The organism is Mobiluncus mulieris ATCC 35243, from assembly GCF_000160615.1.
In the GTDB taxonomy this organism is placed as follows: Bacteria; Actinomycetota; Actinomycetes; order Actinomycetales; family Actinomycetaceae; genus Mobiluncus; species Mobiluncus mulieris.
This window is the reverse complement of the sequence record NZ_GG668519.1, coordinates 476941-498553: the sequence shown is the minus strand read 5'-3', so window position 1 is coordinate 498553 and position 21613 is coordinate 476941. Positions and strand designations below refer to the sequence as shown.

Below are 21613 nucleotides of genomic sequence, written 5' to 3'. Positions count from 1 at the left end.
GAATATTTTCCCACAAGGCCGGCGAAAAAGAGAGCCCAAATGGGGTTCCAGCGAAACTGAGCTGGTCTTTGAGCCAACCCCTCTAAGCCTAGGCTTGCGAGATGAAGTGCATTTTGACTCGCGCCCGAAACTGTTCTGGCTGCTGATTACGGCGGCAGGGGCTACTCTTGCCCCGGATTTGCTACTGTCAGCTACGCGAAAACCTGGGCTACCAAACACCCCAAGAAATCAAAGACCAATACTGGCAACGCGTCAGAAAGCACGAAATAACAGAAAACAAGGTACCCGCCCCGGAAGCAAACCCAGACGGCTTCAGGTTACAGCCAGCCCTGGTCGCGAGCGTAGCGAGCCGCCCCAGCGGAGGTATCCGCGTGGGTTTTGCTGATGGCCGAGGACAGGTAGTTGCGTACCGTACCGGGGGAGAGATAGATGGTTTTAGCGATTGTGGCGGTGTGGTGGCCGGCCTCCACTTCGCGCAGGACTTCTTGTTCACGAGGGGTCAGCGGATTTTCCCCCTCAAAGAGGGATTCGGCGGCCAGTTTCGGATCTACGACCCGACCGCCCGCCGCAATTTCGCGTACTGCCCGGGCGAGTTCCTGTGAAGGCGTGTCTTTGACCATGAAACCGCTGGCTCCGGCCTCTAGGGCGCGACGCAAGTAACCCGGACGCCCGAAAGTTGTCAAAATCAACACGCGGGTTTGTGGGTGTGCGGCGCGAATCTTGGCGGTGGCACCAATCCCGTCCAAATCCGGCATTTCAATATCCACCACGGCGACCGCAGGTGTTACCTTCGCCACTGTCGCCAGCAGCTCCTCGCCGGTGCCAGCCTCGCCCGCCACCTCGAGGTCGCCTTCCAGCTCTAGCAAAGCCTTCAAAGCCCCGCGCACCAGGGCTTGGTCATCGGCCAATACCACGCTAATCACAATAACACCTCCAGTTTGGTACCCGCAGCCGGGGAATTGGATTCGGCCAAATTAGTAAGCTTTAGGCTACCGCCAAGATTGGCGACGCGCTCGCGCAACCCCCGCAGCCCGTTACCGCAGGCACCATCCGGGATACCCCGGCCGTTGTCCGTAACAACCAAACTGTGCGGGGTCATGGTGATTTCGACCCGGCTCGCCCCCGAGTGGCGAATCACATTGGTGATGGCCTCTCGTGAACCCCAAGCAAAAACCGCCTGCGCTTGGGGCGGAATGTCAGCCACCTCACCCGTGACCCGCAGGTCAATCTCGGCGGCCAGGCAAGCCTGGCGGGCATTGGCCAACTCGGTGGCCAAATCCTGTACCCGCAAGCCACCCACGGTGGAACGCAGTTCCCCGATGGAATCACGCGCCAACTTGGTGATGGCGGCAATCTCCGCTTGGGCGCGAGTGGGGTCGCGATCCACCAGTTTCCCAGCCAACTCGGATTTCAAAGCGATTACCGTCAGGCTGTGCCCCAAAACATCGTGGACATCACGAGCCACGCGCTCGCGTTCCTGCGCAATGGCTTGGATAGTGGCTTCCTTGCCCTGGGCAATCGAATTATTGATGAAAAACGTCATGCCCAGCATCCCAAAAAACACCGCACAAGTCGCAATGGTAATTCCAATATAGTCTTGGGGACGTGCCAGGGTGAAAGACCCGACAATACCAGTCATACAAACAGCCGCCCCGAAAACCTGACCCCACAGTAGCGGCATGGTGAAACTGCTTATCGCCACCAAGAAAGGCGCGAACATGAGGGGTGAATCCACCCCCAGCCAGGGAATTTGTGACAAGGCCAGGCAAAAATTCAGGACAAAAATCAGGAAAGTATCCCACCGGAAACCATACCTGCCATCGAAGTAGCGCCACTGGCGGGTTTGGGTGGGAGCCGGGAAAAAGGACCGCCAAATCCCCGCCGTGTAGCTGACCGCAAACGCCAAGGTCAAAAGCAGAGAAACCGCTCGTGCCCGCCACGGCAACGCTAATGCTGCCAGCACCGGGAAAGCCAGGAACAACAGCCATACCGAGCTAAACAGCATCCCGACGACAACCCCGCGTCGCTGGGAGTGGGTCGCCATGGCCAGTTGTGTTTTCATCGTCTTCCCCTAGAGGTTCGCAGTACCAGCAGCGCGAACACGGCAAACAGTACCGCCCATCCCACCAGGTTCGCCACTGCTACCCCCAGACTATCAGTGTAATCCCGGCCGTTGGCATCCATGTAGGCGCCCCCGGTGGCCGCATACCTGGCCAACACGACGTAACCATAACCGGGCACAAAGGGCGCCACCTTTAGCATCCAGCCGCTTAGCTGCATAAACATGGTGGCACCAAAACCAAACAGCACGGTGGAACTCGAGGCAATCGAAACCGCCATGTCTGAGCGCAACAGCAGCGCCAACCCCATGCCGTAAAAGGTAAAGGTCAGCGAGCCTAACAGCAGCACCACGACCGCTGCCACCCAGGCTTCCGGTTTCGCCACTGCCTTGGTGGCAGCCCCGATAGCGAAAATAACCGCCACCGGCAGCACCGTCACCGCCATTCCCACCAGGGCTTTCATCGCGACATAGCTGGTGTCACGCAGTGGGGTGATCGCGATTTGGCGCCCCCAGCCCTGCAGGCGTTCCAAGGCGGCCGAGGCGGACATCGAGGTATTGGCGATGATGGCTCCGTAGGCCGCAAGATTCACCATAATCGCAAATGCCCAGTTCGCACCGTTATTTCCCAGGTCGAATTTCCCCCAGGGCGAGGCCACTCCGAAAATCACGAACATCAGGGTCGGCAGCCCCACAATGAACAGTGGGACTTCCGGGGTGCGCAGGGTGCGTTTGAGTTCCAGGGCAATAATGGTTGTTTTCATGGCTAGTTCTCCTTGCTGGTGGGTGCTTGGTTGGTGGTGTGAGCCGGTTGGGACGGTTGAGCCGTTTGCGTGGTTGTGGTTTCGATTTCATGAGGTGCCAGCCGGGCATCCGCGTTGGGGCTGCTATCAGGCTCGGTCAAATCAAAGAAGACTTGCTCCAGGGAAGGCTGGGTGACTTCGAGGTTCTCCACTCCCGGAACCGCGAGGGCGAAGCGGACAAAATCATCGGTTTGCACCAGCGACACCTGGAAGCGTCCAGCGGTCGCCACCAGGCCAACCTCGGGGTAGTGGTCGCGAATACGCGCCACCGCCGCGTCGCTGGCCGCAAAAGACACCACGCGCTGCTGGCGGGAAGTAATCTCGGCGGGGCTGCCGTCGGCCACAATTTTTCCGTGGTTCATCAACACTATGCGTTCGGCGTAATCCTGGGCTTCCTGCAGGTAGTGGGTGGCGAAAATAATGGTTTTACCGGAGGCGGCCTGGGCGTGCATGGTCTGCCAAAACTCGTGGCGGGCTTGGGCATCCATTCCGGCGGTCGGTTCGTCTAGAATCAACAAATCCGGGTTCGGCAGCAGGGCGAGCGCGAATTTCACGCGCTGTTGTTCCCCGCCGGAGCATTTGCGGATTTTGCGTTTAGCGATTTCGGTAATCCCCGCTTGCTCCATGACGCGCTCCAGATTTTCCCGGCTGTCCACGTCACCTCCGTAGGTGGCCGCAATCCAGGCTAGCGCCTCATGAACCCGCATGTCGCCCAGCAATCCGCCGGTTTGCAGCACCGCCGAAATTCGCCCCGCATTAATCGCTTCTCCGGGCGTGGTGCCCAAAACCCGTACCGTGCCAGAGGTGGGGCGCGACAGATTTAACGCCATATCCAAGGTGGTGGTTTTTCCCGCCCCGTTGGGGCCAAGCAATGCCATGACGCAGCCGGTTGGCACCGTGAGGTTCACCCCGTCAACCGCATGAACAGAACCAAAATGTTTGTGCAGGTCGCTTACCTGCAGCGCAAATGTTTGTGTCATGTTTCTAGTATCACGTGCGGCCGGTTTTGGCAACAGTCCGCCCCGTCACGACTTTTACATGACGATTGTCACGGGTGGAAGGGGGGCCCGAAGGATTGGCGCGAGGCACCAATACCTGCGGACAAATTGTCAAGAAACTGGGTGAAATTGACTTTGATAACGCCCAGGCCGCTATGGGTAGTGCCAAGTATCGCCGAGGCTTTGACTTCCAAGAACCCAAAGCCTCGGCGGTGCGAGTCGCTTGCTAAATGTCTAGGGGTATATAGCAAGCGGGACTAATGGCGGCGTAGAACGGGGAAGCGTCGCGGAATTCGCGAGGCAAGCAGCGCGAAGCCGAGCAAGCCGGAGGCGATGCCCGTGCCAACCAGGAAAGTAGCGGTGGGGTCGAGGCCAGCCTGGTTGCGCACCACTGCTGAACCGTAGGGGCTTTCGCCGGTGGCGCTTAACTGTTCATGAGGTGCCACCGGGGATTCCAAGCGAGGACTTTGGGTGGGGGGCTGGTCTGGGAGTGGCACGGGGGCGGTGGGGAGCCCGAGGCCAGCGGGAAAGCCGGAGGGATTAGCCCCAGGAAACGCCGGGAGGCTCGAAGCCGCATCTGGGACAGTACCCCCAGGCCAACCCAGGATTCCCGCAGTCTGGTTCGTGTCGGGGGAACTGGGGCTGAAACTCGTGAACCCCGTTACCCCGGTGCCGAGGGAATCCTCAGGGCTGAGGAATCCAGTACCTAAATTAAACCCAGCGGATCCAGCGGACGCGGCGGGGCTTCCCCCGGAATTATTCCCTTTAGCGGTGACCTGGGGGGCGTTACTGCCGTCCCGGGGCGGCTGGGGATTTCGAAGCGAACTCGGGGCGGGAACCGCAGAAGATTTCTTTGCGCTCTTCCACGCGCCGTGCCGCTGGTTATTAGCGGGGGTTTTTCGCTTCGAATTGGGAACCGTCGGGGCGGGAACCGCACTTTGCCCCGATTTCCCTTCCAGCGTCACTGGCGGAGTCTGGTTTTCGGGTTTTTCAGGTTTTTCGGGTTTCTGGGGTTTTTGGTCGCGACCTGGTTTGTCTGGCTCCGCAGTCTTCTCGGGCTTGTCCGTTTTAGGATTACCTGGTTTTGGCGGTACGGCAGGTACGGAAGTTTCGCTGCCCACCACCCAGGTGTAGGTACCGATATTCGATTTCACCAGTTCCCCGGACTGGTTTTCACCCGAGGCTTGCACCTTCATGGTATACACCCCGGGCTTGGCAAACAGCCAGTATACGTGCTTGTGGGCAGGATAAGACTGTTTGATTACTTCACCGGCACGCAGTTCATAGCCACCAGAAACCAGCGTCGAGTTGATACCCACATTGAACTGTCCTGGAACAAACAGGAAGGCCGTACCCGGTCCGCTGACTTCCTGGAAAGTCAAGTCAATCGAAGTGAAGTCGGGCGCTACCCCGAAAGTGTCCCAACCGGGAAACAGCGCCTCGGCTTGGTTGGAGCCATTTTCTTGCAACAGGTAGCCACTGGGCACCAAATCACCTTGCATATCCGCAGGAATATCGTATTTGGTGTTATCGCGCAGTCGCAGTAAGTAGCTTTCGGGGGTGCGGATTACCCCTGAACCGCTGATATCCTCTTTAGTTTCTAGTACCAGTTTGCCGTTGCGCGCGCTGACATTGAACACATCCATATGTCCGTGGTCGAAAACCGGGCGGGAGCCTGGCGTTTCGTCCGCGTGAGGTTTCTGGGGGCTTTCATGAGGCGCTCCGGGAGTGGCACCGCTGTTTGGAATGTGCGGCGTGCAGTTTTCATCGATTCCCACCGGGTCGTAATTGTCGGGCTGACCTTCGGTTTTCCAGGTATAGGTTACTTCGGGGGATTCCACCGTTTGACCGTGGAGTTGGCCAATAGCCTTAGCTCGGAACTGGTAGGTGCCCGGTTTGGTGAACAACCAGTGGAAATGCTGGTGCGTGGTAATTCTCAGTCGGGTGCCCGGTTCAATATAGTAGTGGTTGTCTTCCAGTATTGGCTGGGGGCCTCCCTGCAGGCTAGAGGTCAACACTAGGGCAATCCGTCCCCCTGTCGGGGCATTCACGGAAGTAAACTCGACCTTGACATCACTAAAACCCGCGCTACCCAAATCGGAAGAAGACAACCCAGGGAAAAGCATATCCCCCGAATGCAGGCTAGCAGTAGTAAAACCGGCGTTTTCGCATCCCGGCAGGTTCCAATTCAGTCCGGTTTCATACCAGTTCGTGCCCATTATCATTTCGGCGGATTCCGCCGCGCGTCGCACCCCGGAGCCGGTAATGTCTTCTTTAATCAGCAGGCGCAGATTGTTGTTTTCGTCGGGTTCGACGTGGAAAACATCCATATGTCCGTGGCGCAGTTGCGTCACCCCGGGTTTATTGGGTACGGTTTGCGGTTGTTCCCCGGGTGGCACCAAATCTTCGGGCTGTAAATCAGCAAAAGACTTGCCGGTAGCGTTGACAGTAAGAGTGAATGTTTTGCCGAAACTGGCGTTATTCTCGTCGGTGGGGTTATATATGGGGTCAACTTCACAGGTGACTAACCCTTTGCCTATGGCCAGCAGCTGAATGATGTCCCCGTCTTTCCCACTGAAGTTATAGTTAGCGTTTTGACTGGTGACGAAGTATTTCGCAATACCACTGCCGTTATCCAAAATTGGTTCGGCAGTGTTATCGCGTAAACGGTAGGCGGCTAGATATGCGTTGCCCCCGGTTTGATGAATCGAGAACCGAGCTGGAAGATTATAGGCTTGATTCCCGCTAGCTTTAACACTTATCCGCAGATTAGCAAAACCCCACTGGGGCAATTTTTCGTACTCTAATTCCGGATGCTTAGCTGCAAATTCGGCTTTTAGCTTCGCTTGGGGAACCACACCGGTGTCCTGATTAATAGCTCGGAAGCTTAAAGCGGCTGCGGAAATCGGTGTCGTTTGCGAGTTGCTAGTCAATACCGGGTCGCTAGTCAATACCGGGTCGTCGGTTTGGTTACCTACTTCTAGGTGCAACGTCGTGTCCTCGGAAACATCGGTTAAATCCCGGTTGGCATCTAATGAATCGGGTGAGGCACCCGCCCCAACGGGCAGTGCCGCCGCAGGTGCCGTAGCCCCCAGCGGTACTCCGTAGCTGAGCAACCCCAGCGTGATTCCCGCAATAATCGCAGTTTTTAGCAAGAATTTTGGCATAGTTAGTCTTTCTAGTTTCATGAGTTGCTAGTCGGCAACCGCGTTCTTCCGGTCGGCGGCCTGGAAAAACATCCCCAATCCCAGCAGGATAATTCCTCCGGCTAACACGGCCAGCGCCAGGGTCAGATTCCCGATTCCCGTGGCAGCCAAACCGCCGGTTACTCGCGAAATATTGGCGTTTTGTGCTTGGCTCCCCACTCCCAAACGACAGTACTTGCCGCTGGCGGTACGCCCCACATTGGCTGCAGACGTGGGCGCGGTAAACCACTTTTGTCCCACGATTTTCCCGAAGTTACCGGAGGTAAACGCGGCCAGACGTCCCCCCACCGGGCCGCGGAAACTCAGCAGCTCCCAGGTGACGGGTTCATTAGTCGCTTCTACCAAGCTGGGATGCTGCGTGTTCGCGCCCAGCCACGGTACGCCAGAGGTTTGGGTGGAGCCAATCATCCACACTGGGGTTCCGGCGGGAGCCAGAAACTCCAGCCCGGCCGGCAGTTTGGCCTGTGAACCAGTGCCCAGCCCGAAGGTAAGACTGCGGGGGTCGACCCAGGTGCCGCCCGGAGTGCGGTCGTCCTTCAGGGCGGCCACGAGCCGACCGTTTTCCACTTTGGCTCCCAGGTCGAAGTGGCCTTCGTTGGCGTTACCGGCGCCGCCTACGGTGAAGTTCAAAATCGTGTCCGCGCTTTGCCAGGTGCCGTTAATCCGCGCGTTTTGGCGGATTCCTACCTGGTAGTTGCCGGGTTGGGTGAAAATCCAGTTGGGGTGGACGTGGGTTTGCAGGGGCAGGGTGAATTTTTGGGAGCTGGGAATCGGATAGCACGGCTCGCTCCCAGGGTGATTGCCGGCGGGGAGCTGTGAGCCGATAGCGGCGGGAATCCCGGCGGTTTCGGGTGGGGCGGTGGTTTTGGCCGGGTCGGGCTGCGGGGAGGGTTTTTGGCCTCCTTCGGGGGTTTTGCCGGGGGTGTTAGGGGTGGGTGTGGGGCTTGCGGTGGGGGTGTTTTCCTTTTCACGAGGGGCTTTCGCGCCAGCCGGGAGCTTCGCGTCTTTTGTGTCCCGGTTTGGGGTGTCGGAGTCTGTGGCAGATGGTTCGAAGGCTCCGGTGGAGTCGCCCCCAGCCGCGAACCAGACTTGCGAGATGGCCGTGTCGAAACCGCTTTGCCACACGTGGAGGTCTCCTGGCCCAGAGAGGCTGGTCAGGGTGAAAGTCGCCTTACCTTGCAGCAGTTTTGCCACCCCGTCGTCTTGGGTATTGAATCCCAACCAGGGGATGGCGCTTTCCTGGCTTTGTGGAATTACCCAGCCCGCGCAGCCTGCACTCAGATTCAGGCCGGTACAAATCTCTGCGGGTAAATCGCGATGGGCGGCCTCGGTCAGTCCGAACCAAATTTCGCCGGGGTCTTGCCATTGTCCACTGGGGTTCTTTACTTTCGCGCTGACCTGGTTGTCGCCCTCGAGGTGCGGTCCGAAATCATAGTGTCCGGAACTGACGGTGCCCTCGGCTCCCACTTGGAAGTTTAGGGTGGCCTCGGTGGTGACACTGCTGCTGGTTTTCCCAGTGGGGTTCTGGTAGGGCACGGTGATGGCGAAAGTGGCTTGGTAGTTACCGGCCTTGGTGAACAGCCAGTTTACGTGGGTGTGTTCATTAGGTGCCATTTCGTGGGAATTGCTAGCGGCTGAAGCGGCGGGAATCCCTAAAATCGTGAGGGGCAGGGCGGTGGCAATGGCTATAACACCGGTTTTCAACCGTCGCAGGGAAATGCTTCGGCGCGGATTGGGGGTTGACATTGGCGTCTCTTTTCTAGCTTGACGGGGAATCGGGGTGGCACCTCATGAACCAGAAGCCCCACGAGGCTACCCACCTTCTATGATAATAAGAACGATTCTCAACAGCAAGTTAGCTTGAGCTATCAGATAGAAAATCTACGCCCGAACCCCGCTAGCGCCTCATGAACCCGTAACTAAAACAGTAAAACCACCGAAACCAAAATAATTTTCAGCACAATCCCAAAAGCAAAAATCGTGGCGTAACCAGCCTCGATGCGCTCATCATTCGTACGCGACTGGGCATAGGCCAACAACGCCGGCTGACCCAGACTCCCCGCCATCGAGCCGGCCGTGCGCGCCGCCGAGAGCCCCAAAACGCGCCCCGCCAAGCCCATTACCACCAAAGTTACCGTTGCCACCAGCACCCCGAGGAATCCCGCGCGCACCCCCAACTCGGTGAACGCCATCTTGACGAAGGCCGGCCCGGAACTAATCCCCACCGCCGCCAAGAACAGCATTAAACCGAGTTGACGCACCGTCAGATTCGCGCCCTGCGGCAGCTGCCAGACAATCGGGCCGGTACGTTGCAAATACCCCAGAATCAAACCCACCACCAAGGGTCCTGCGGCGGAACCCAACTGGAAAGAACTCCCACCCGGCAAGGAAATCTTGACCATGCCCAGCAAAACCCCGCAAGCAATCCCAAGTCCCAGAGCAATCGCGTCCACCTGAGCTACGCTGTTGCGTGAATCCCCAAAGAAAGCCGCTAGATTGCGCTCTTCCTCGCGTGGATAAGCCACAAATAACCGGTCGCCAAGCTCCACGGTTTTATCGTCGGCCGCCAAAGTTTCGATATCGCCGCGCTTGATGCGCGTCACTACCGCCCCGAAGCGTGCCGCCAGGTTCAAATCCGCCACGGTGGAACCCGCAATCCGCGAGCGCGAGACAATAAAAGACTGGAATTCCACCACGGAACGGTCATTGGCCAGGTGCTCGGGCAGAGCGTAGCCAATGGCTGCCACCGCCTTGTCCACATCGGCGGGCAGCCCCACCACGACTACCTGGTCGGATTTGTTCAAAATCTGGCCGGGGGCAATCACCCGGATGGAATCCCCGCTGCGGAGATAGGACATGCGAATGCTTTGGTCGAGCCAACCGGGAACATCGCGCATACTGATTTCCTTGGATACCACGGCAGTAACGGCTTGCAGTTTCTGGCCTGCCAAGGCGGGGGTGTCGCGCTGGCCTGGCCAGCGGCGTGTGACGAAAAAACCGACCATGATAATCCCGATAATTACCCCGGCCGGATAGGCCAAGGAATAGCCCACCGCTGGGTTTTGTGAACCAGTCAGGTCGGTGGCAGCCGCTAGGGCGGGGGTGGTGGTGAGGGCTCCGGCGAAGACACCGACACTCAACTCGGTTTTCATACCTAAGCCGAGTCCGCCAAGCACCGTAACCGCCACTGCCGCCACCAAAGACAGGGCGGCTGCAAGGATTAGCTTGTACTGTTTGCGCAGGTCACGGAAGAAAGTTTGCCCCGCGCTCAGCCCTACGCCGTAGACGAAGAGTGCTAGGCCGAGCTGTTGGACTAAGGCCATCTGTGAACCGTGTTTGGGGACGTAAAAGCCGACGATTATGCCCACAAACAGGGCGCCGGCCGCTCCTAGGCGCAGCGGGCCGAAGGGGATGGCGCCGAGGACGGCCCCGAGTGCTACCACTAAAAACAGGGTTAGCAGGGGGGAATTGGTCAGGAGTTCCACCGGATTTTCCTTTCATGAGGTGCTAGTTCTGGCGGGGGCGTAGTTCCGGGATGCGCCCGGGGTAAAGACCCTTAATTGTAGCCAGTCAATGTTGCAAGTCTAACCTTATTGCAACAGCTGCCAATGCGTTGAACCTTGGAGGAATTCGAGCTACAATAATTGGCAACAGACCTGGAAAATTTGTCTGACAAGTTGTAGACTGAAGGCCTGAAGGAACGAGTGAATAAAAAGGAGTCCTGTTTTCAATGTCGCAAACCTGTTCATGTACTGACAATCAAACCGACACTTCGGCCTGGGAAGGTTTCACCCCAGGAAACTGGTGCGAAACCATTGATGTTCGTGATTTCATCCAAAAGAACTACCAGCCCTACGAGGGCGATGCTTCTTTCCTGGCTGGTCCCACGGAGAAGACCAAGCGTTTGTATGACCATTTGGATAAAAAGTATCTGTCCGTGGAACGCCAAAAGCGTGTCTACGACGTGGATACTGACACCCCGGCGGATGTGGATGCTTTCGGCCCGGGATACATCAGCGATGATGACAATGTTATTGTGGGGCTGCAAACTGATGTGCCCTTGAAGCGCGCCATGATGCCCAACGGTGGGTGGCGTATGGTGGAAACCGCCATCAAGGAAGCTGGCAAGGAAGTAAACCCCGAGATTAAACACATTTTCACCCACTACCGTAAGACTCACAATGACGCGGTATTCGATATTTACACCCCCCGGATTCGCGCGGCACGTTCCAGCCACATCATCACTGGTTTACCTGATGCTTACGGACGTGGCCGGATTATTGGCGATTACCGCCGGGTGGCGCTCTACGGAGTGGATAAGCTCATCGAGGAAAAAACTGCCGCCAAAGACAAGGTGGCCGACGAGAATTTCTCGGAACACTGGGCGCGCTACCGCGAGGAGCACTCCGAACAGATTAAGGCCTTGAAGAAGCTCAAGGCCATGGCGGCGGCTTATGGTTTCGACATTTCTGGTCCAGCCAAAACCGCCAAGGAAGCTGTGCAGTGGACTTACTTCGGGTACTTGGCTTCTATCAAGTCTCAAGACGGAGCTGCCATGTCCATCGGGCGTCTCTCAGGTTTCTTCGATATCTACTTTGAGCGTGATTTCAAGCGCGGGATTCTCAACGAATCTGATGCTCAAGAGATTATCGATGCTCTGGTGATTAAGCTGCGTATCGTGCGTTTCTTGCGCACCGAAGCCTATGACCAGATTTTCTCTGGCGATCCCTACTGGGCAACCTGGTCAGACGCTGGTTTCGGTAATGACGGGCGTACCTTGGTGACCAAGACTTCCTTCCGTCTACTCCAGACTCTAGTGAACCTAGGACCGGCTCCGGAACCGAATATCACCATTTTCTGGAACGAAAAGTTGCCGACCGGATACAAGGAATTCTGCGCGAAGGTATCCATCGAAACCTCCTCTATCCAATACGAAGCTGACTCCCAGATTCGCGACCACTGGGGCGACGACGCGGCGATTGCCTGCTGTGTTTCCCCGATGCGTATCGGCAAGCAGATGCAGTTCTTTGGGGCTCGCGTCAACGCGGCCAAGGCCTTGCTCTACGCGATTAACGGCGGCCGCGATGAAATGTCTGGCAAACAGATTGTGCCTGACCACGAAGGCATTGCCGATGACGGGCCGTTGGACTTTGACGAAGTGTGGGCCAAGTACGAATCCATGCTCGACTGGGTTATCGAAACCTACGTCGAGGCCTTGAATATTATTCACTACTGCCACGATCGTTATGCTTACGAAGCCATTGAGATGGCCTTGCACGACTCCGATATTATACGCACCATGGGCTGTGGTATCGCGGGCTTGTCCATCGTGGCGGACTCTTTGTCAGCAATTCGTTACGCCAAGGTTTACCCGGTACGCGACGAAACTGGCTTGGTAATCGACTACCGTACCGAAGGTGAATTCCCGACTTACGGTAATGACGATGACCGTGCTGACGATATTGCCGCCACGGTGGTTCACACCATCATGTCCAAGATTAAAGCCATTCCGATGTACCGTGACGCTATTCCCACCCAGTCGGTTCTGACCATTACTTCCAATGTGGTTTATGGCAAGAATACGGGGGCGTTCCCTTCGGGTCACGTGGCTGGAACTCCTTTTGCTCCAGGTGCTAACCCCGAAAACGGGATTGACACTCACGGGATGCTCGCTTCCATGCTTTCGGTTGGGAAACTGGACTACGATGATGCTTTGGATGGAATCTCGCTGACCAACACGATTGTGCCTTCGTCTTTGGGACGTAACCTAGACGAACAAATCAAGAGCCTAGTTGGCATCATGGATGCTGGGTTCATCGCCAAAGGCTAATCACAAACTTTTATATAACAACAAATCACTACGAAAGGAAACGAAAATGACAGTACTAACCTATGACGAGCGCTTGAAATCTATGAAAGCGAATCGCAACTCTGCTGGTGGGATTAAGGGGCTGTACCACGCGAATATCAACGTGTTGAACCGCGACACCCTGGAAGACGCAATGGAACACCCCGAGAAGTACCCCCAGTTGACCGTGCGTGTTTCCGGCTACGCCGTGAACTTCGTGCGTTTGACTCGTGAGCAGCAACTGGACGTGATTTCTCGTACCTTCCACAACCAGAAGTAGCTCGGTTCGAGTGACTCCAACTTTAGAAAGGGCTCGGGTCGATACCATCTTCGGAACCGAAGGTTCAACGGGAGAGTATCGACCCGAACCCTTAGAAATTGAAGTACCTCGCGTTCAAGGCGCGGGTTTGGACGGCATCGCCGATGCCCCCGAGATGGATCGCAAAACCCACTTCCAACTGGTACGAGAAGGGAAGCTAGGCTCAGTCCATTCCTGGGAACTGGTCACTGCCGTAGATGGACCGGGTACCCGATTGACGGTGTTCTTGGCGGGATGCCCGCTGCGTTGTGTCTATTGCCACAACCCCGACACCCTCCAGATGCGTGAAGGCACCCCGGTTTTGGCCGATGATTTGCTGGACAAAATTTTGCGTTACAAGGCGGTCTATCAGGCCACCGGAGGGGGGGTGACCTTTTCCGGAGGCGAGCCGATGATGCAACCGATGTTTTTGAAGCGGTTGCTGCGCGGGGCTAAAGCCAACGGGGTTCACACCAATATTGACACCTCTGGTTTCTTGGGCGCGAATTTTTCTGACCAGGATTTAGAGCTGTTGGATATGGTGATGTTGGATGTGAAATCCGGCAATCCCGACACTTACCGGAAAATCACCTCCCGCCCCCTGCAACCCACCATCGATTTTGGGCAACGCCTGTTTGAGGCGGGTATCCCAGTGTGGATTCGTTTCGTGGCGGTGCCCGGTTGGACCGACGACCCGGACAATGTGTCGCGAGTAGCCGATATCGTGGCGCCGTGGAAAAATGTGCAACGCCTCGAAGTGCTGCCTTTCCACCAGATGGCACGGGACAAATGGGAGGATTTGGGGATGGAGTACCTTTTGGAAGATGTCGAACCACCCTCTAAAGAAGCTGTTGAAGCCGTGCGTGCCATTTTCCGCTCTCGGGGAATAACGGTTTTCTAGCGATTCATCAATAATTTCAAGGATTTTTCCACGCCCTAGGCGTGGAAAAATTTATTTGGGGAGGGTAAAGTCACCTACGCGCTGACCATGAGTGGCGTGCAGGGTAATAACACGCAGCGACTCATGAAACCCAATATTTTGCATGAGCCGCTTGATTCAACTAGACTTGGAGGGTTGCTTTTGGCAGAGACCTTTCACAAATGTGTCTGTGTCTGCCAGGGGTCTCAGTATTTGTCTAGAACCTAGGTGAAATTTGTGCACCCTGCAACCGTAAAGTAAAGAGCGTTCGGCTAGGCTCGCGAGAGAACCAGCCAGACGAAGGAGAAAAGATGATTCAGCAGGAGTCGCGACTCAAAGTCGCCGACAACACCGGAGCCAAGGAAATCTTGTGCATCCGCGTGATGGGCGGTTCGAAGCGACGCTATGCCGGCATCGGCGACACCATTGTCGCTACTGTCAAGGATGCAATCCCCGGCGGTAACGTCAAAAAAGGTGAGGTCGTCAAGGCCGTGGTAGTTCGCGCTAAGAAGGAAACCCGCCGCAAAGACGGATCCTATATTCGTTTCGACGAAAATGCCGCTGTCATCCTCAAGAATGATGAGGAGCCACGCGGCACCCGTATTTTTGGACCCGTCGGACGTGAACTTCGGGAAAAGAAGTTCATGCGGATTATTTCGCTCGCACCGGAGGTGATTTAATGGCAGCCAAACTGAAAGTCGGCGATGAGGTCGTCGTCATTTCTGGCCGTGACAAGGGTCAGCATGGCCGCATCTTGAGCATCGACCGGAAGCGTGAGCGTGTGGTGGTTGAAGGCGTCATGATGATGAAGCACCACAACAAGGCGGGGCGCTCCCAGCAGGGCGGCCCCACCGGCGGTATCGAAAGCAAGGAAGCCGCCATTCACATTTCCAATGTCATGTACTATGAACCCGCAGCGGCTAAGGCCAAATTGGGTAACACGACCAAAAAGATACCCGGCACTCGCGTGGGGATTCGTGAAGAGGTCGTTGACCGCGACGGTAAGGAAAAAACCGTGCGCGTGCGCGTGTCCAAGGCAACCGGGAAGGATCTGTAATGGCTGAGACAACAACATATGTTCCCCGCTTGAAGACCAAGTACCGCGACGAGATTAAACCCAAGCTACTGGCCGAGTTCAAACACCAAAATGTTCACCAGGTTGGCGGATTGGAAAAAATCGTCGTCAACATGGGCGTCGGTGCCGCAGCACACGACCATAAGCTCATTGAAGGTGCGGTGCGAGACCTGGCGACCATCACCGGCCAGAAACCAGTTATCGACAAGGCGCGCAAGTCTATCGCCCAGTTCAAGCTGCGTGAAGGGAACCCGATTGGGGCTCACGTGACTCTGCGTGGTGACCGGATGTGGGAATTCCTTGACCGCTTGCTCGCTACCGCTTTGCCGCGAATCCGTGACTTCCGTGGTCTCTCTGCCAAGCAGTTCGACGGGCACGGCAATTACACCTTCGGTTTGACCGAACAGTCCGTGTTCCACGAAATCGACCAAGATACCATCGACCACGTGCGTGGTATGGACATCACGGTTGTGACTACGGCGGCTACTGATGACGAAGGCCGTGCGCTGCTCAAGTACCTCGGTTTCCCGTTCAAGGAGGATTAAAGAATGGCAAAAACCGCTTTGAAGAACAAGGCCGCACGTAAACCTAAGTTTAAGGTGCGCGCTTACACTCGGTGCCAGCGTTGCGGACGCCCTCACTCGGTGTATCGCAAGTTCGGCCTGTGCCGTATCTGCCTGCGCGAGATGGCCCATGCGGGTGAACTCCCTGGCGTAAAGAAGTCTTCCTGGTAAACACAATCGGGGCAGGTCGATAGCGAAACCGCCTCAGAAAGGGCCAAAGCCCAATGACAATGACTGATCCCATCGCAGACATGCTGACACGTCTGCGCAACGCCTCATCGGCGTATCACGAGTCGGTAAGTATGCCGTACTCGAAAATGAAGGCCGCCATTGCGAATATCCTCCAGACCGAAGGTTACATCAAGGACTATCAGGTCGAGGAGGCGCGGGTCGGCAAGACCTTGGTACTGAATTTGAAGTACGGTACCAAACGTGAACGCGCGATTTCCGGTGTGAAGCGCGTTTCTAAGCCCGGTTTGCGGGTATATGCAAAGTCCAACAAACTGCCTAAGGTTATGGGCGGACTCGGGGTGGCGATTATTTCTTCGTCTTCCGGGTTACTCACCGATCGCGAGGCAGCTGACAAGGGTGTAGGCGGAGAAGTAATCGCCTACATCTGGTAAGGAGGGAATGACTATGTCACGTATCGGTAAGATACCAGTGGAGATTCCCTCGGGTGTGGAAGTAAACGTCAATGGCCAAGATATCTCGGTGAAAGGCCCCAAGGGGACACTGAGCCTGGCTATCGCCACTCCCATCACCGCGAAGGTGGAAGGCAACGAGGTCGTGGTAACCCGTGCTAATGACGAACGGGAATCCCGTTCCTTGCACGGCTTGACCCGTACCCTGGTGGCCAACATGATTGAGGGTGTCACTAAGGGGTATGCCAAGGTACTGGAAATCCAAGGTACTGGTTACCGCGTTACTCAAAAGGGTGCCGCCCTGGAATTCGCCCTCGGATTCTCGCATCCGGTGAATGTGGAACCCCCGGAGGGTATCACATTCAAGGTAGAAGGTAACCGTGTCACCGTCGAAGGTATCTCTAAGGAACAAGTTGGAGAGGTAGCGGCAAATATCCGCAAGATTCGTCCTCCCGAGCCGTATAAGGGCAAAGGCGTGCGTTACCTCGGCGAGAATGTTCGCCGTAAGGTCGGAAAGGCAGGTAAGTAGTTATGGCTTATTCCGTTAAAGGCAAAGGTAAGCGTATCTCTCGGATGCGCCGTCACCAGCGGGTGCGCAAGCATATCTTCGGTTCCGCCGAGAAACCCCGTTTGGTAGTCACCCGTTCCAACCGCCACATGATTGCTCAGCTGGTCGACGACTATGTCGGTAAGACCCTGGTCAGTGCCTCCACTATGGAAGACACTTTGCGGGCATCTTCGGATAAAAAGGTTGACAAGGCTCGCGAGGTTGGCAAGCTAATTGCTCAACGCGCTAAAGCGGCGGGTATTGCAGCGGTTGTTTTTGACCGTGGTGGTAACAAGTATCATGGTCGTGTCGCGGCCGTTGCTGAAGGCGCCCGCGAGGGCGGACTGAGTCTGTAGAGAAAGTAGAGAGAATGGCTGAACAAGAACAGCAAGTTACAGGCGAAACCGCTGCAGACGACTCCGGCGAAGAGCGTCGGGAGCGTCGCGGGAATCGCCGTGAGCGTGAAGATCGTCGTGACAACCGTCGCGGCAATACTGATGACAAGTACATAGAGCGCGTAGTGGCTATCAACCGTGTCGCCAAGGTAGTGAAGGGTGGTCGTAACTTCTCCTTCTGCGCTCTGGTGGTTGTTGGCGATGGTGAAGGCACGGTCGGTGTCGGCTACGGTAAGGCTAAGGAAGTTCCCGCTGCTATTGCTAAGGGCGTTGAGGAAGCCAAGAAGAGCTTCTTCAAGGTGCCGATGATTCGTCGTACCATCGTTCACGAGGTGCTAGGCGAAGATGCGGCCGGGGTCGTGTTGCTTCGCCCGGCTTCCCCTGGTACTGGGGTAATCGCCGGTGGCCCGGTTCGTGCTTTGATGGAGTGCGCTGGGGTTCACGATGTCTTGTCGAAGTCCCTGGGATCCTCGAACGCTATCAACATTGTGCGCGGAGCCGTGGCTGCTCTCAGGCAGCTTGAACAACCCGAAGCGGTGGCGGCACGTCGCGGTTTGCCTCTGGAAAAGGTGGCTCCGGCCGGGATGCTGCGGGCGCGCGCTGAGGGTGAAGCCGAGGTACGTAAGGATGTAGAGAAGGCCGAAGCCGAGGCTGCGGCGTCTGGAGTGAGTGCGTAATGGCAAAGAATTTGAAAATCACCCAGGTCAAGAGCGTGATTGGCAGCCCGCAAACTCAGCGGGACACCATGAGTTCTTTGGGCCTGAAGAAAATCCGTCAGTCCGTGGTGCACCCGGACAACCCGGCTGTGCGCGGCCAGGTTCACAAGGTGCGCCACCTGGTCACCGTAGAGGAGATTGACTAATCATGGCTGCAGCAGAAACTTCAGAAAAGAAGACCCCGGCGGCAAAGAAACCCGCCGCGAAGAAATCCGTGGCTGCACAGGATTCAGCGGCGCGGGTTACCTACCTGCACGATTTGCGTCCTGCCCCGGGTTCCAACAAGCCTAAAATGCGCGTGGGTCGTGGCGAAGGTTCCAAAGGTAAAACCTCGGGGCGTGGCACCAAGGGCACCAAGGCTCGTTACCAGGTGCCGGCTCGCTTCGAAGGTGGCCAGATGCCTTTGCATATGCGCCTTCCGAAGCTACGCGGTTTCAAGAACCCCTTCCATGTGGAGTATCAGGTGGTAAACCTGGATCGCCTCAGCGAGACTTTCCCGGAAGGTGGCACCTTGACCGTAGCGGACTTGGTTGCGAAAGGTCTGGTTCGTAAGGGAGAACTCGTTAAGGTGCTTGGCAGTGGCGAAGCCGGTGCCAAGTTCGATTTGACAGTAGATGCCTGGTCACAGTCCGCTAAGACCAAGGTAGAGGCTAAAGGCGGGAGCCTGACAGCACGTTAGAGGATTTGGCGGGGTACAGCACGCTTGTACCCCGCCCCTCGCTTTAATTCTGGGATAAACATGGTGTAACGTGTTTACCGACAGAATAATGCAAGAAACACATTGGAGGACACTTGTTTACCGCTTTCATCCAGGCCTTCAAGACGCCGGATCTTCGCAAGAAGCTGTTGTTTACCCTGTTCATCATGGCTTTGTTCCGTTGGGGTTCTTTTATACCGTTGCCTGGGGTTGACTATGGATCCCTTAAAGCCATTATGGCTGACGTCCAAAACAATGGTTCCCTGTTGGATTTGGTAAATATGTTTTCCGGCGGGGCACTGTTACAGCTTTCGATTTTTGCCTTGGGTATCATGCCCTACATCACGGCTTCCATCATTGTCCAGCTGTTGCGGGTGGTGATTCCTCGTTTCGAGGACTTACACAAGGAAGGCCAGACGGGGCAAGCCAAACTGACCCAGTACACGCGTTATCTGACGATTGCCTTGGGGGTGTTGCAATCCACCTCGATTATTACGGCGGCTCGCACCGGGGCATTGTTTGGAAATGTCTCTGACAAAAAGATTATCCCCTCCAACTCGGTGTGGCTTTTTGTGTTACAAATCCTGGTGATGACCGCCGCAACTGGTCTGATTATGTGGATGGGCGAGTTAGTAACCGAAAAGGGCGTAGGCAACGGGATGTCTATCCTGATTTTCACGTCTATCATTGCGAATCTGCCTAATAAGCTAGTCTCTATTGCCGGTGGTAACGGTGGGGTTCAAAAGTTCTTTGCCATTGTTGGCTTGATTCTGTTGGTTACCCTGGTAGTTGTTTATGTGGAACAGGCTATGCGCCGCATCCCGGTACAGTACGCCAAACGCATGGTGGGGCGGCGCATGTACGGTGGTACCACCACCTATATTCCTTTGAAGATTAACATGGCCAATGTTATTCCGGTCATTTTCGCTTCCTCTCTCTTGGCTTTGCCCATGATGATTATCCAGTTTGGCGACCAGACAGCGCCGTGGGTACGGTGGATGTCTACGTACTTTCATTCCACGCATCCCTTCCACCTAACGCTCTATGCCCTGTTGACTCTCGGCTTTACCTTCTTCTATACCTCGGTTACTTTCAATCCCGAAGAAGTAGCGGATAATATGAAGAAATACGGCGGTTTTGTGCCGGGGTTGCGTGCCGGCAGACCCACCGCTGACTACCTGCGTTACGTGATGAACCGCATCACCACTGCTGGGGCGATTTACTTGACCATCGTGGCTTTGGTACCACAGATTGCGATGGCGGCGATGAATGTGCCGCAGCTGCCCTTCGGTGGTACTACGATCCTAATTATCGTCGGTGTGGGGTTGCAAACTGTTAAGGACATTAATGCGCAACTGCATCAGCATCACTATGAAGGGTTTATGGCATGAAGCTGATTATCATGGGCCCCCCCGGGGCAGGAAAAGGTACCCACGCCACCAATATCTCTCAGCGTTTGGGGGTGCCGTGGATATCTACCGGCGATATTTTTCGCCACCACAAAGCCGCCCAGACCGACTTCGGTAAACTAATCGCCTCCTATATCGACAAAGGCGAGTTTGTTCCCGACGAGGTAACCGACCGCATCGTATGCGACCGCTTGGAACAAGCTGATGCGAGGCAAGGATTCCTGCTCGACGGTTATCCCCGAAATTTATCTCAAGCCGAGGTGTTGCGTAAGTTCCTGTCGGATAAAAGCACTTGCTTGGACGCAGCGCTCTATCTCGAGGTGCCACCCGAAGAAGTCAAACAGCGGCTTTTGCATCGCGCCGTAGTACAGGGGCGTGCCGATGACACCGAGGAAGTTATTACCCATCGGCTCGAGGTGTTCTTTAACTCCACCAAGCCTTTACTTGATTTCTACGCCCAGGAAGGTTCTTTACGTCAAATAGACGGCGTTGGAGAGATTCCCGAAATAGCGGCGCGCATAAGCGCTGTTCTCGACGAGATCGAAAGTAAGCGGTAGCGTGGCTAGCGAGGATCGGCGCATCGAAATTAAAAACACAGATCAGATTCTGCGGATGCGCCGTGCCGGAATGGTGGTCGCCCAGATTCACCAAGCGCTTAAAACGGCTTGTGAACCCGGGACTACTACCGGGGAGCTAGACCAGGTTAGCGCAGCGGTAATAGCCCGAATGGGAGCTAAATCCAATTTCTTGGGCTACGATGGTTTCCCCGCCACAGTTTGCATTTCGGTTAATGAGGAAGTCATACACGGGATTCCCGGGAACCGGGTGTTACAGTTCGGCGATTTGGTCAGTTTTGATTGCGGGGCTTATGTTCTGGATTGTAATAACCGCCAGTGGCACGCAGATGCGGCCTTCACTATGGTTTGCGGCGGAGAAGAACACGCTCGCCCCGAAGACCTGCAACTCATGACCACGACCCAACGTGCCCTGTGGTCTGGTATCGCGGCACTGGCCAAAGCGCAGCATCTGGGGGAAATCGGGGATGCTGTCGAGGAAGTCGTCTATGAGGATTCCTTACGTTTCGGTTGGGAGGCTGGAATCGTCGAGGAATACGTAGGCCACGGTATCGGTACCAGTCTGCATCAAGCTCCCGATGTGCTCAATTTTTCCACCCGTTCCAGGGGACCGAAAATCAAAACTGGAATGGTACTGGCTATAGAACCGATGCTGACTCGGGGCGGAGCTGTTACCAAGGAACTGGCGGATGGTTGGACGGTGGTAACCGTGGATGGTTCTCGCGCGGCACATTTTGAACACACCGTGGCGGTACTACCAGGGGGAGTGTGGGTTTTGACCGAACCCGATGGTGGCCGCAGTGGACTGGCTCCTTTCGGGCTTTCACCCCGAGCAATCGCACCAAGAGGATGAAATTTTGTGGT

24 protein-coding genes are annotated in these 21613 nt (G+C 56.0%); 17 read left to right on the top strand and 7 right to left on the bottom strand.

From position 1 onward, the window contains the following. Positions 1-317 precede the first annotated feature (317 nt). Genes HMPREF0577_RS07255 through HMPREF0577_RS07240 form a run of 4 tightly spaced genes read right to left on the bottom strand, consistent with a single transcriptional unit; the run spans position 318 to position 3842 of the window. Positions 318-923 (bottom strand): response regulator transcription factor, encoded by a 606-nt coding sequence (locus HMPREF0577_RS07255; RefSeq protein ID WP_004013151.1) that lies wholly within the window; start codon positions 921-923, stop codon positions 318-320. After that, positions 920-2062, bottom strand: coding sequence for a sensor histidine kinase (locus HMPREF0577_RS07250; RefSeq protein WP_004013150.1), 1143 nt, complete (start codon positions 2060-2062; stop codon positions 920-922). Before HMPREF0577_RS07250 ends, HMPREF0577_RS07255 begins: the two co-directional genes overlap by 4 nt. After that, the gene (locus HMPREF0577_RS07245; RefSeq protein ID WP_004013149.1) at positions 2059-2823 is read right to left on the bottom strand and encodes an ABC transporter permease; all 765 of its coding nucleotides are present in this window, start codon (positions 2821-2823) and stop codon (positions 2059-2061) included. The genes HMPREF0577_RS07250 and HMPREF0577_RS07245 overlap by 4 nt, the downstream gene beginning before the upstream one ends. Positions 2824-2825: 2 nt before the next feature. Next, positions 2826-3842: an ABC transporter ATP-binding protein gene (locus HMPREF0577_RS07240; RefSeq protein WP_004013148.1), complete on the bottom strand. Its 1017-nt coding sequence runs from the start codon at positions 3840-3842 to the stop codon at positions 2826-2828. A gap of 74 nt (positions 3843-3916) precedes the next feature. Between HMPREF0577_RS07240 and HMPREF0577_RS11455 the strand changes: the two genes are divergently transcribed. Beyond that, positions 3917-4090 (top strand): hypothetical protein, encoded by a 174-nt coding sequence (locus HMPREF0577_RS11455; RefSeq protein ID WP_004013147.1) that lies wholly within the window; start codon positions 3917-3919, stop codon positions 4088-4090. 27 nt (positions 4091-4117) lie between these two features. Here the strand turns inward: HMPREF0577_RS11455 and HMPREF0577_RS07235 are convergent, their stop codons facing one another. From HMPREF0577_RS07235 to HMPREF0577_RS07225, 3 genes are all read right to left on the bottom strand, one after another. Continuing rightward, positions 4118-7027 (bottom strand): choice-of-anchor M domain-containing protein, encoded by a 2910-nt coding sequence (locus tag HMPREF0577_RS07235; RefSeq protein WP_112664839.1) that lies wholly within the window; start codon positions 7025-7027, stop codon positions 4118-4120. 27 nt (positions 7028-7054) lie between these two features. Then, positions 7055-8812, bottom strand: coding sequence for a choice-of-anchor M domain-containing protein (locus tag HMPREF0577_RS07230; RefSeq protein WP_004014655.1), 1758 nt, complete (start codon positions 8810-8812; stop codon positions 7055-7057). A gap of 173 nt (positions 8813-8985) precedes the next feature. Continuing rightward, positions 8986-10551 carry an aspartate:alanine exchanger family transporter gene (locus HMPREF0577_RS07225; RefSeq protein WP_004013144.1) on the bottom strand — a complete coding sequence of 522 codons (1566 nt, stop codon included), beginning with the start codon at positions 10549-10551 and terminating at the stop codon, positions 8986-8988. Between the two features lie 245 nt (positions 10552-10796). Here HMPREF0577_RS07225 and HMPREF0577_RS07220 point away from each other — a divergent pair, with 245 nt between their 5' ends. From HMPREF0577_RS07220 to map, 16 genes are all read left to right on the top strand, one after another. After that, on the top strand, positions 10797-12896 hold the full coding sequence (locus HMPREF0577_RS07220; RefSeq protein ID WP_004013143.1) for a pyruvate formate lyase family protein: 2100 nt from the start codon (positions 10797-10799) through the stop codon (positions 12894-12896). A 46-nt stretch (positions 12897-12942) separates the two neighbouring features. Continuing rightward, positions 12943-13194: an autonomous glycyl radical cofactor GrcA2 gene (gene grcA2, locus HMPREF0577_RS07215; protein ID WP_004013142.1), complete on the top strand. Its 252-nt coding sequence runs from the start codon at positions 12943-12945 to the stop codon at positions 13192-13194. 10 nt (positions 13195-13204) lie between these two features. After that, the gene (gene pflA / locus HMPREF0577_RS07210) at positions 13205-14113 is read left to right on the top strand and encodes a pyruvate formate-lyase-activating protein (RefSeq protein ID WP_004013141.1); all 909 of its coding nucleotides are present in this window, start codon (positions 13205-13207) and stop codon (positions 14111-14113) included. A gap of 329 nt (positions 14114-14442) precedes the next feature. Continuing rightward, a complete protein-coding gene (gene rplN, locus HMPREF0577_RS07205; protein ID WP_004013140.1) occupies positions 14443-14811 on the top strand; it encodes a 50S ribosomal protein L14 in 369 nt (122 codons plus the stop codon). Continuing rightward, positions 14811-15188 carry a 50S ribosomal protein L24 gene (gene rplX, locus HMPREF0577_RS07200; protein WP_004013139.1) on the top strand — a complete coding sequence of 126 codons (378 nt, stop codon included), beginning with the start codon at positions 14811-14813 and terminating at the stop codon, positions 15186-15188. The genes rplN and rplX overlap by 1 nt, the downstream gene beginning before the upstream one ends. Then, entirely contained in the window at positions 15188-15751 is a 564-nt protein-coding gene (gene rplE / locus HMPREF0577_RS07195; protein ID WP_004013138.1) for a 50S ribosomal protein L5, read from the top strand. Before rplX ends, rplE begins: the two co-directional genes overlap by 1 nt. 3 nt (positions 15752-15754) lie before the next feature. Beyond that, positions 15755-15940, top strand: coding sequence for a type Z 30S ribosomal protein S14 (locus tag HMPREF0577_RS07190; protein WP_004013137.1), 186 nt, complete (start codon positions 15755-15757; stop codon positions 15938-15940). Between the two features lie 53 nt (positions 15941-15993). Then, positions 15994-16392, top strand: a complete 399-nt coding sequence (gene rpsH, locus HMPREF0577_RS07185) for a 30S ribosomal protein S8 (protein WP_004013136.1) — start codon at positions 15994-15996, stop codon at positions 16390-16392. A gap of 13 nt (positions 16393-16405) precedes the next feature. After that, positions 16406-16939 carry a 50S ribosomal protein L6 gene (gene rplF / locus HMPREF0577_RS07180; RefSeq protein WP_004014659.1) on the top strand — a complete coding sequence of 178 codons (534 nt, stop codon included), beginning with the start codon at positions 16406-16408 and terminating at the stop codon, positions 16937-16939. Between the two features lie 2 nt (positions 16940-16941). Then, positions 16942-17313 (top strand): 50S ribosomal protein L18, encoded by a 372-nt coding sequence (gene rplR / locus HMPREF0577_RS07175; protein WP_004013134.1) that lies wholly within the window; start codon positions 16942-16944, stop codon positions 17311-17313. Between the two features lie 14 nt (positions 17314-17327). Next, positions 17328-18029: a 30S ribosomal protein S5 gene (gene rpsE / locus HMPREF0577_RS07170; protein ID WP_004013133.1), complete on the top strand. Its 702-nt coding sequence runs from the start codon at positions 17328-17330 to the stop codon at positions 18027-18029. Further along, complete coding sequence (gene rpmD, locus HMPREF0577_RS07165) at positions 18029-18214, top strand: 50S ribosomal protein L30 (RefSeq protein WP_004013132.1); 186 nt, start codon at positions 18029-18031, stop codon at positions 18212-18214. Before rpsE ends, rpmD begins: the two co-directional genes overlap by 1 nt. 2 nt (positions 18215-18216) lie before the next feature. Further along, on the top strand, positions 18217-18747 hold the full coding sequence (rplO, locus tag HMPREF0577_RS07160) for a 50S ribosomal protein L15 (protein ID WP_004013131.1): 531 nt from the start codon (positions 18217-18219) through the stop codon (positions 18745-18747). 113 nt (positions 18748-18860) lie between these two features. After that, entirely contained in the window at positions 18861-20156 is a 1296-nt protein-coding gene (gene secY, locus HMPREF0577_RS07155; protein WP_004013130.1) for a preprotein translocase subunit SecY, read from the top strand. Beyond that, positions 20153-20731, top strand: coding sequence for an adenylate kinase (locus HMPREF0577_RS07150; RefSeq protein ID WP_004013129.1), 579 nt, complete (start codon positions 20153-20155; stop codon positions 20729-20731). The genes secY and HMPREF0577_RS07150 overlap by 4 nt, the downstream gene beginning before the upstream one ends. Position 20732: 1 nt before the next feature. Further along, positions 20733-21602: a type I methionyl aminopeptidase gene (gene map, locus HMPREF0577_RS07145; RefSeq protein ID WP_004013128.1), complete on the top strand. Its 870-nt coding sequence runs from the start codon at positions 20733-20735 to the stop codon at positions 21600-21602. The last annotated feature ends 11 nt before the right edge of the window (positions 21603-21613 follow it).

Coding starts and splice junctions, on each gene's coding strand:
- rplR (WP_004013134.1), top strand. CDS start 16,942: ATGGCTTATTCCGTTAAAGGCAAAGGTAAGCGTATCTCTCGGATGCGC.
- rplN (WP_004013140.1), top strand. CDS start 14,443: ATGATTCAGCAGGAGTCGCGACTCAAAGTCGCCGACAACACCGGAGCC.
- rpsH (WP_004013136.1), top strand. CDS start 15,994: ATGACAATGACTGATCCCATCGCAGACATGCTGACACGTCTGCGCAAC.
- HMPREF0577_RS07245 (WP_004013149.1), bottom strand. CDS start 2,823: ATGAAAACAACCATTATTGCCCTGGAACTCAAACGCACCCTGCGCACC.
- rplE (WP_004013138.1), top strand. CDS start 15,188: ATGGCTGAGACAACAACATATGTTCCCCGCTTGAAGACCAAGTACCGC.
- HMPREF0577_RS07250 (WP_004013150.1), bottom strand. CDS start 2,062: ATGAAAACACAACTGGCCATGGCGACCCACTCCCAGCGACGCGGGGTT.
- rplX (WP_004013139.1), top strand. CDS start 14,811: ATGGCAGCCAAACTGAAAGTCGGCGATGAGGTCGTCGTCATTTCTGGC.
- HMPREF0577_RS07150 (WP_004013129.1), top strand. CDS start 20,153: ATGAAGCTGATTATCATGGGCCCCCCCGGGGCAGGAAAAGGTACCCAC.
- HMPREF0577_RS07235 (WP_112664839.1), bottom strand. CDS start 7,027: ATGCCAAAATTCTTGCTAAAAACTGCGATTATTGCGGGAATCACGCTG.
- rplO (WP_004013131.1), top strand. CDS start 18,217: ATGGCTGCAGCAGAAACTTCAGAAAAGAAGACCCCGGCGGCAAAGAAA.
- HMPREF0577_RS07190 (WP_004013137.1), top strand. CDS start 15,755: ATGGCAAAAACCGCTTTGAAGAACAAGGCCGCACGTAAACCTAAGTTT.
- HMPREF0577_RS07240 (WP_004013148.1), bottom strand. CDS start 3,842: ATGACACAAACATTTGCGCTGCAGGTAAGCGACCTGCACAAACATTTT.
- grcA2 (WP_004013142.1), top strand. CDS start 12,943: ATGACAGTACTAACCTATGACGAGCGCTTGAAATCTATGAAAGCGAAT.
- HMPREF0577_RS07230 (WP_004014655.1), bottom strand. CDS start 8,812: ATGTCAACCCCCAATCCGCGCCGAAGCATTTCCCTGCGACGGTTGAAA.
- rplF (WP_004014659.1), top strand. CDS start 16,406: ATGTCACGTATCGGTAAGATACCAGTGGAGATTCCCTCGGGTGTGGAA.
- rpsE (WP_004013133.1), top strand. CDS start 17,328: ATGGCTGAACAAGAACAGCAAGTTACAGGCGAAACCGCTGCAGACGAC.
- rpmD (WP_004013132.1), top strand. CDS start 18,029: ATGGCAAAGAATTTGAAAATCACCCAGGTCAAGAGCGTGATTGGCAGC.
- HMPREF0577_RS07220 (WP_004013143.1), top strand. CDS start 10,797: ATGTCGCAAACCTGTTCATGTACTGACAATCAAACCGACACTTCGGCC.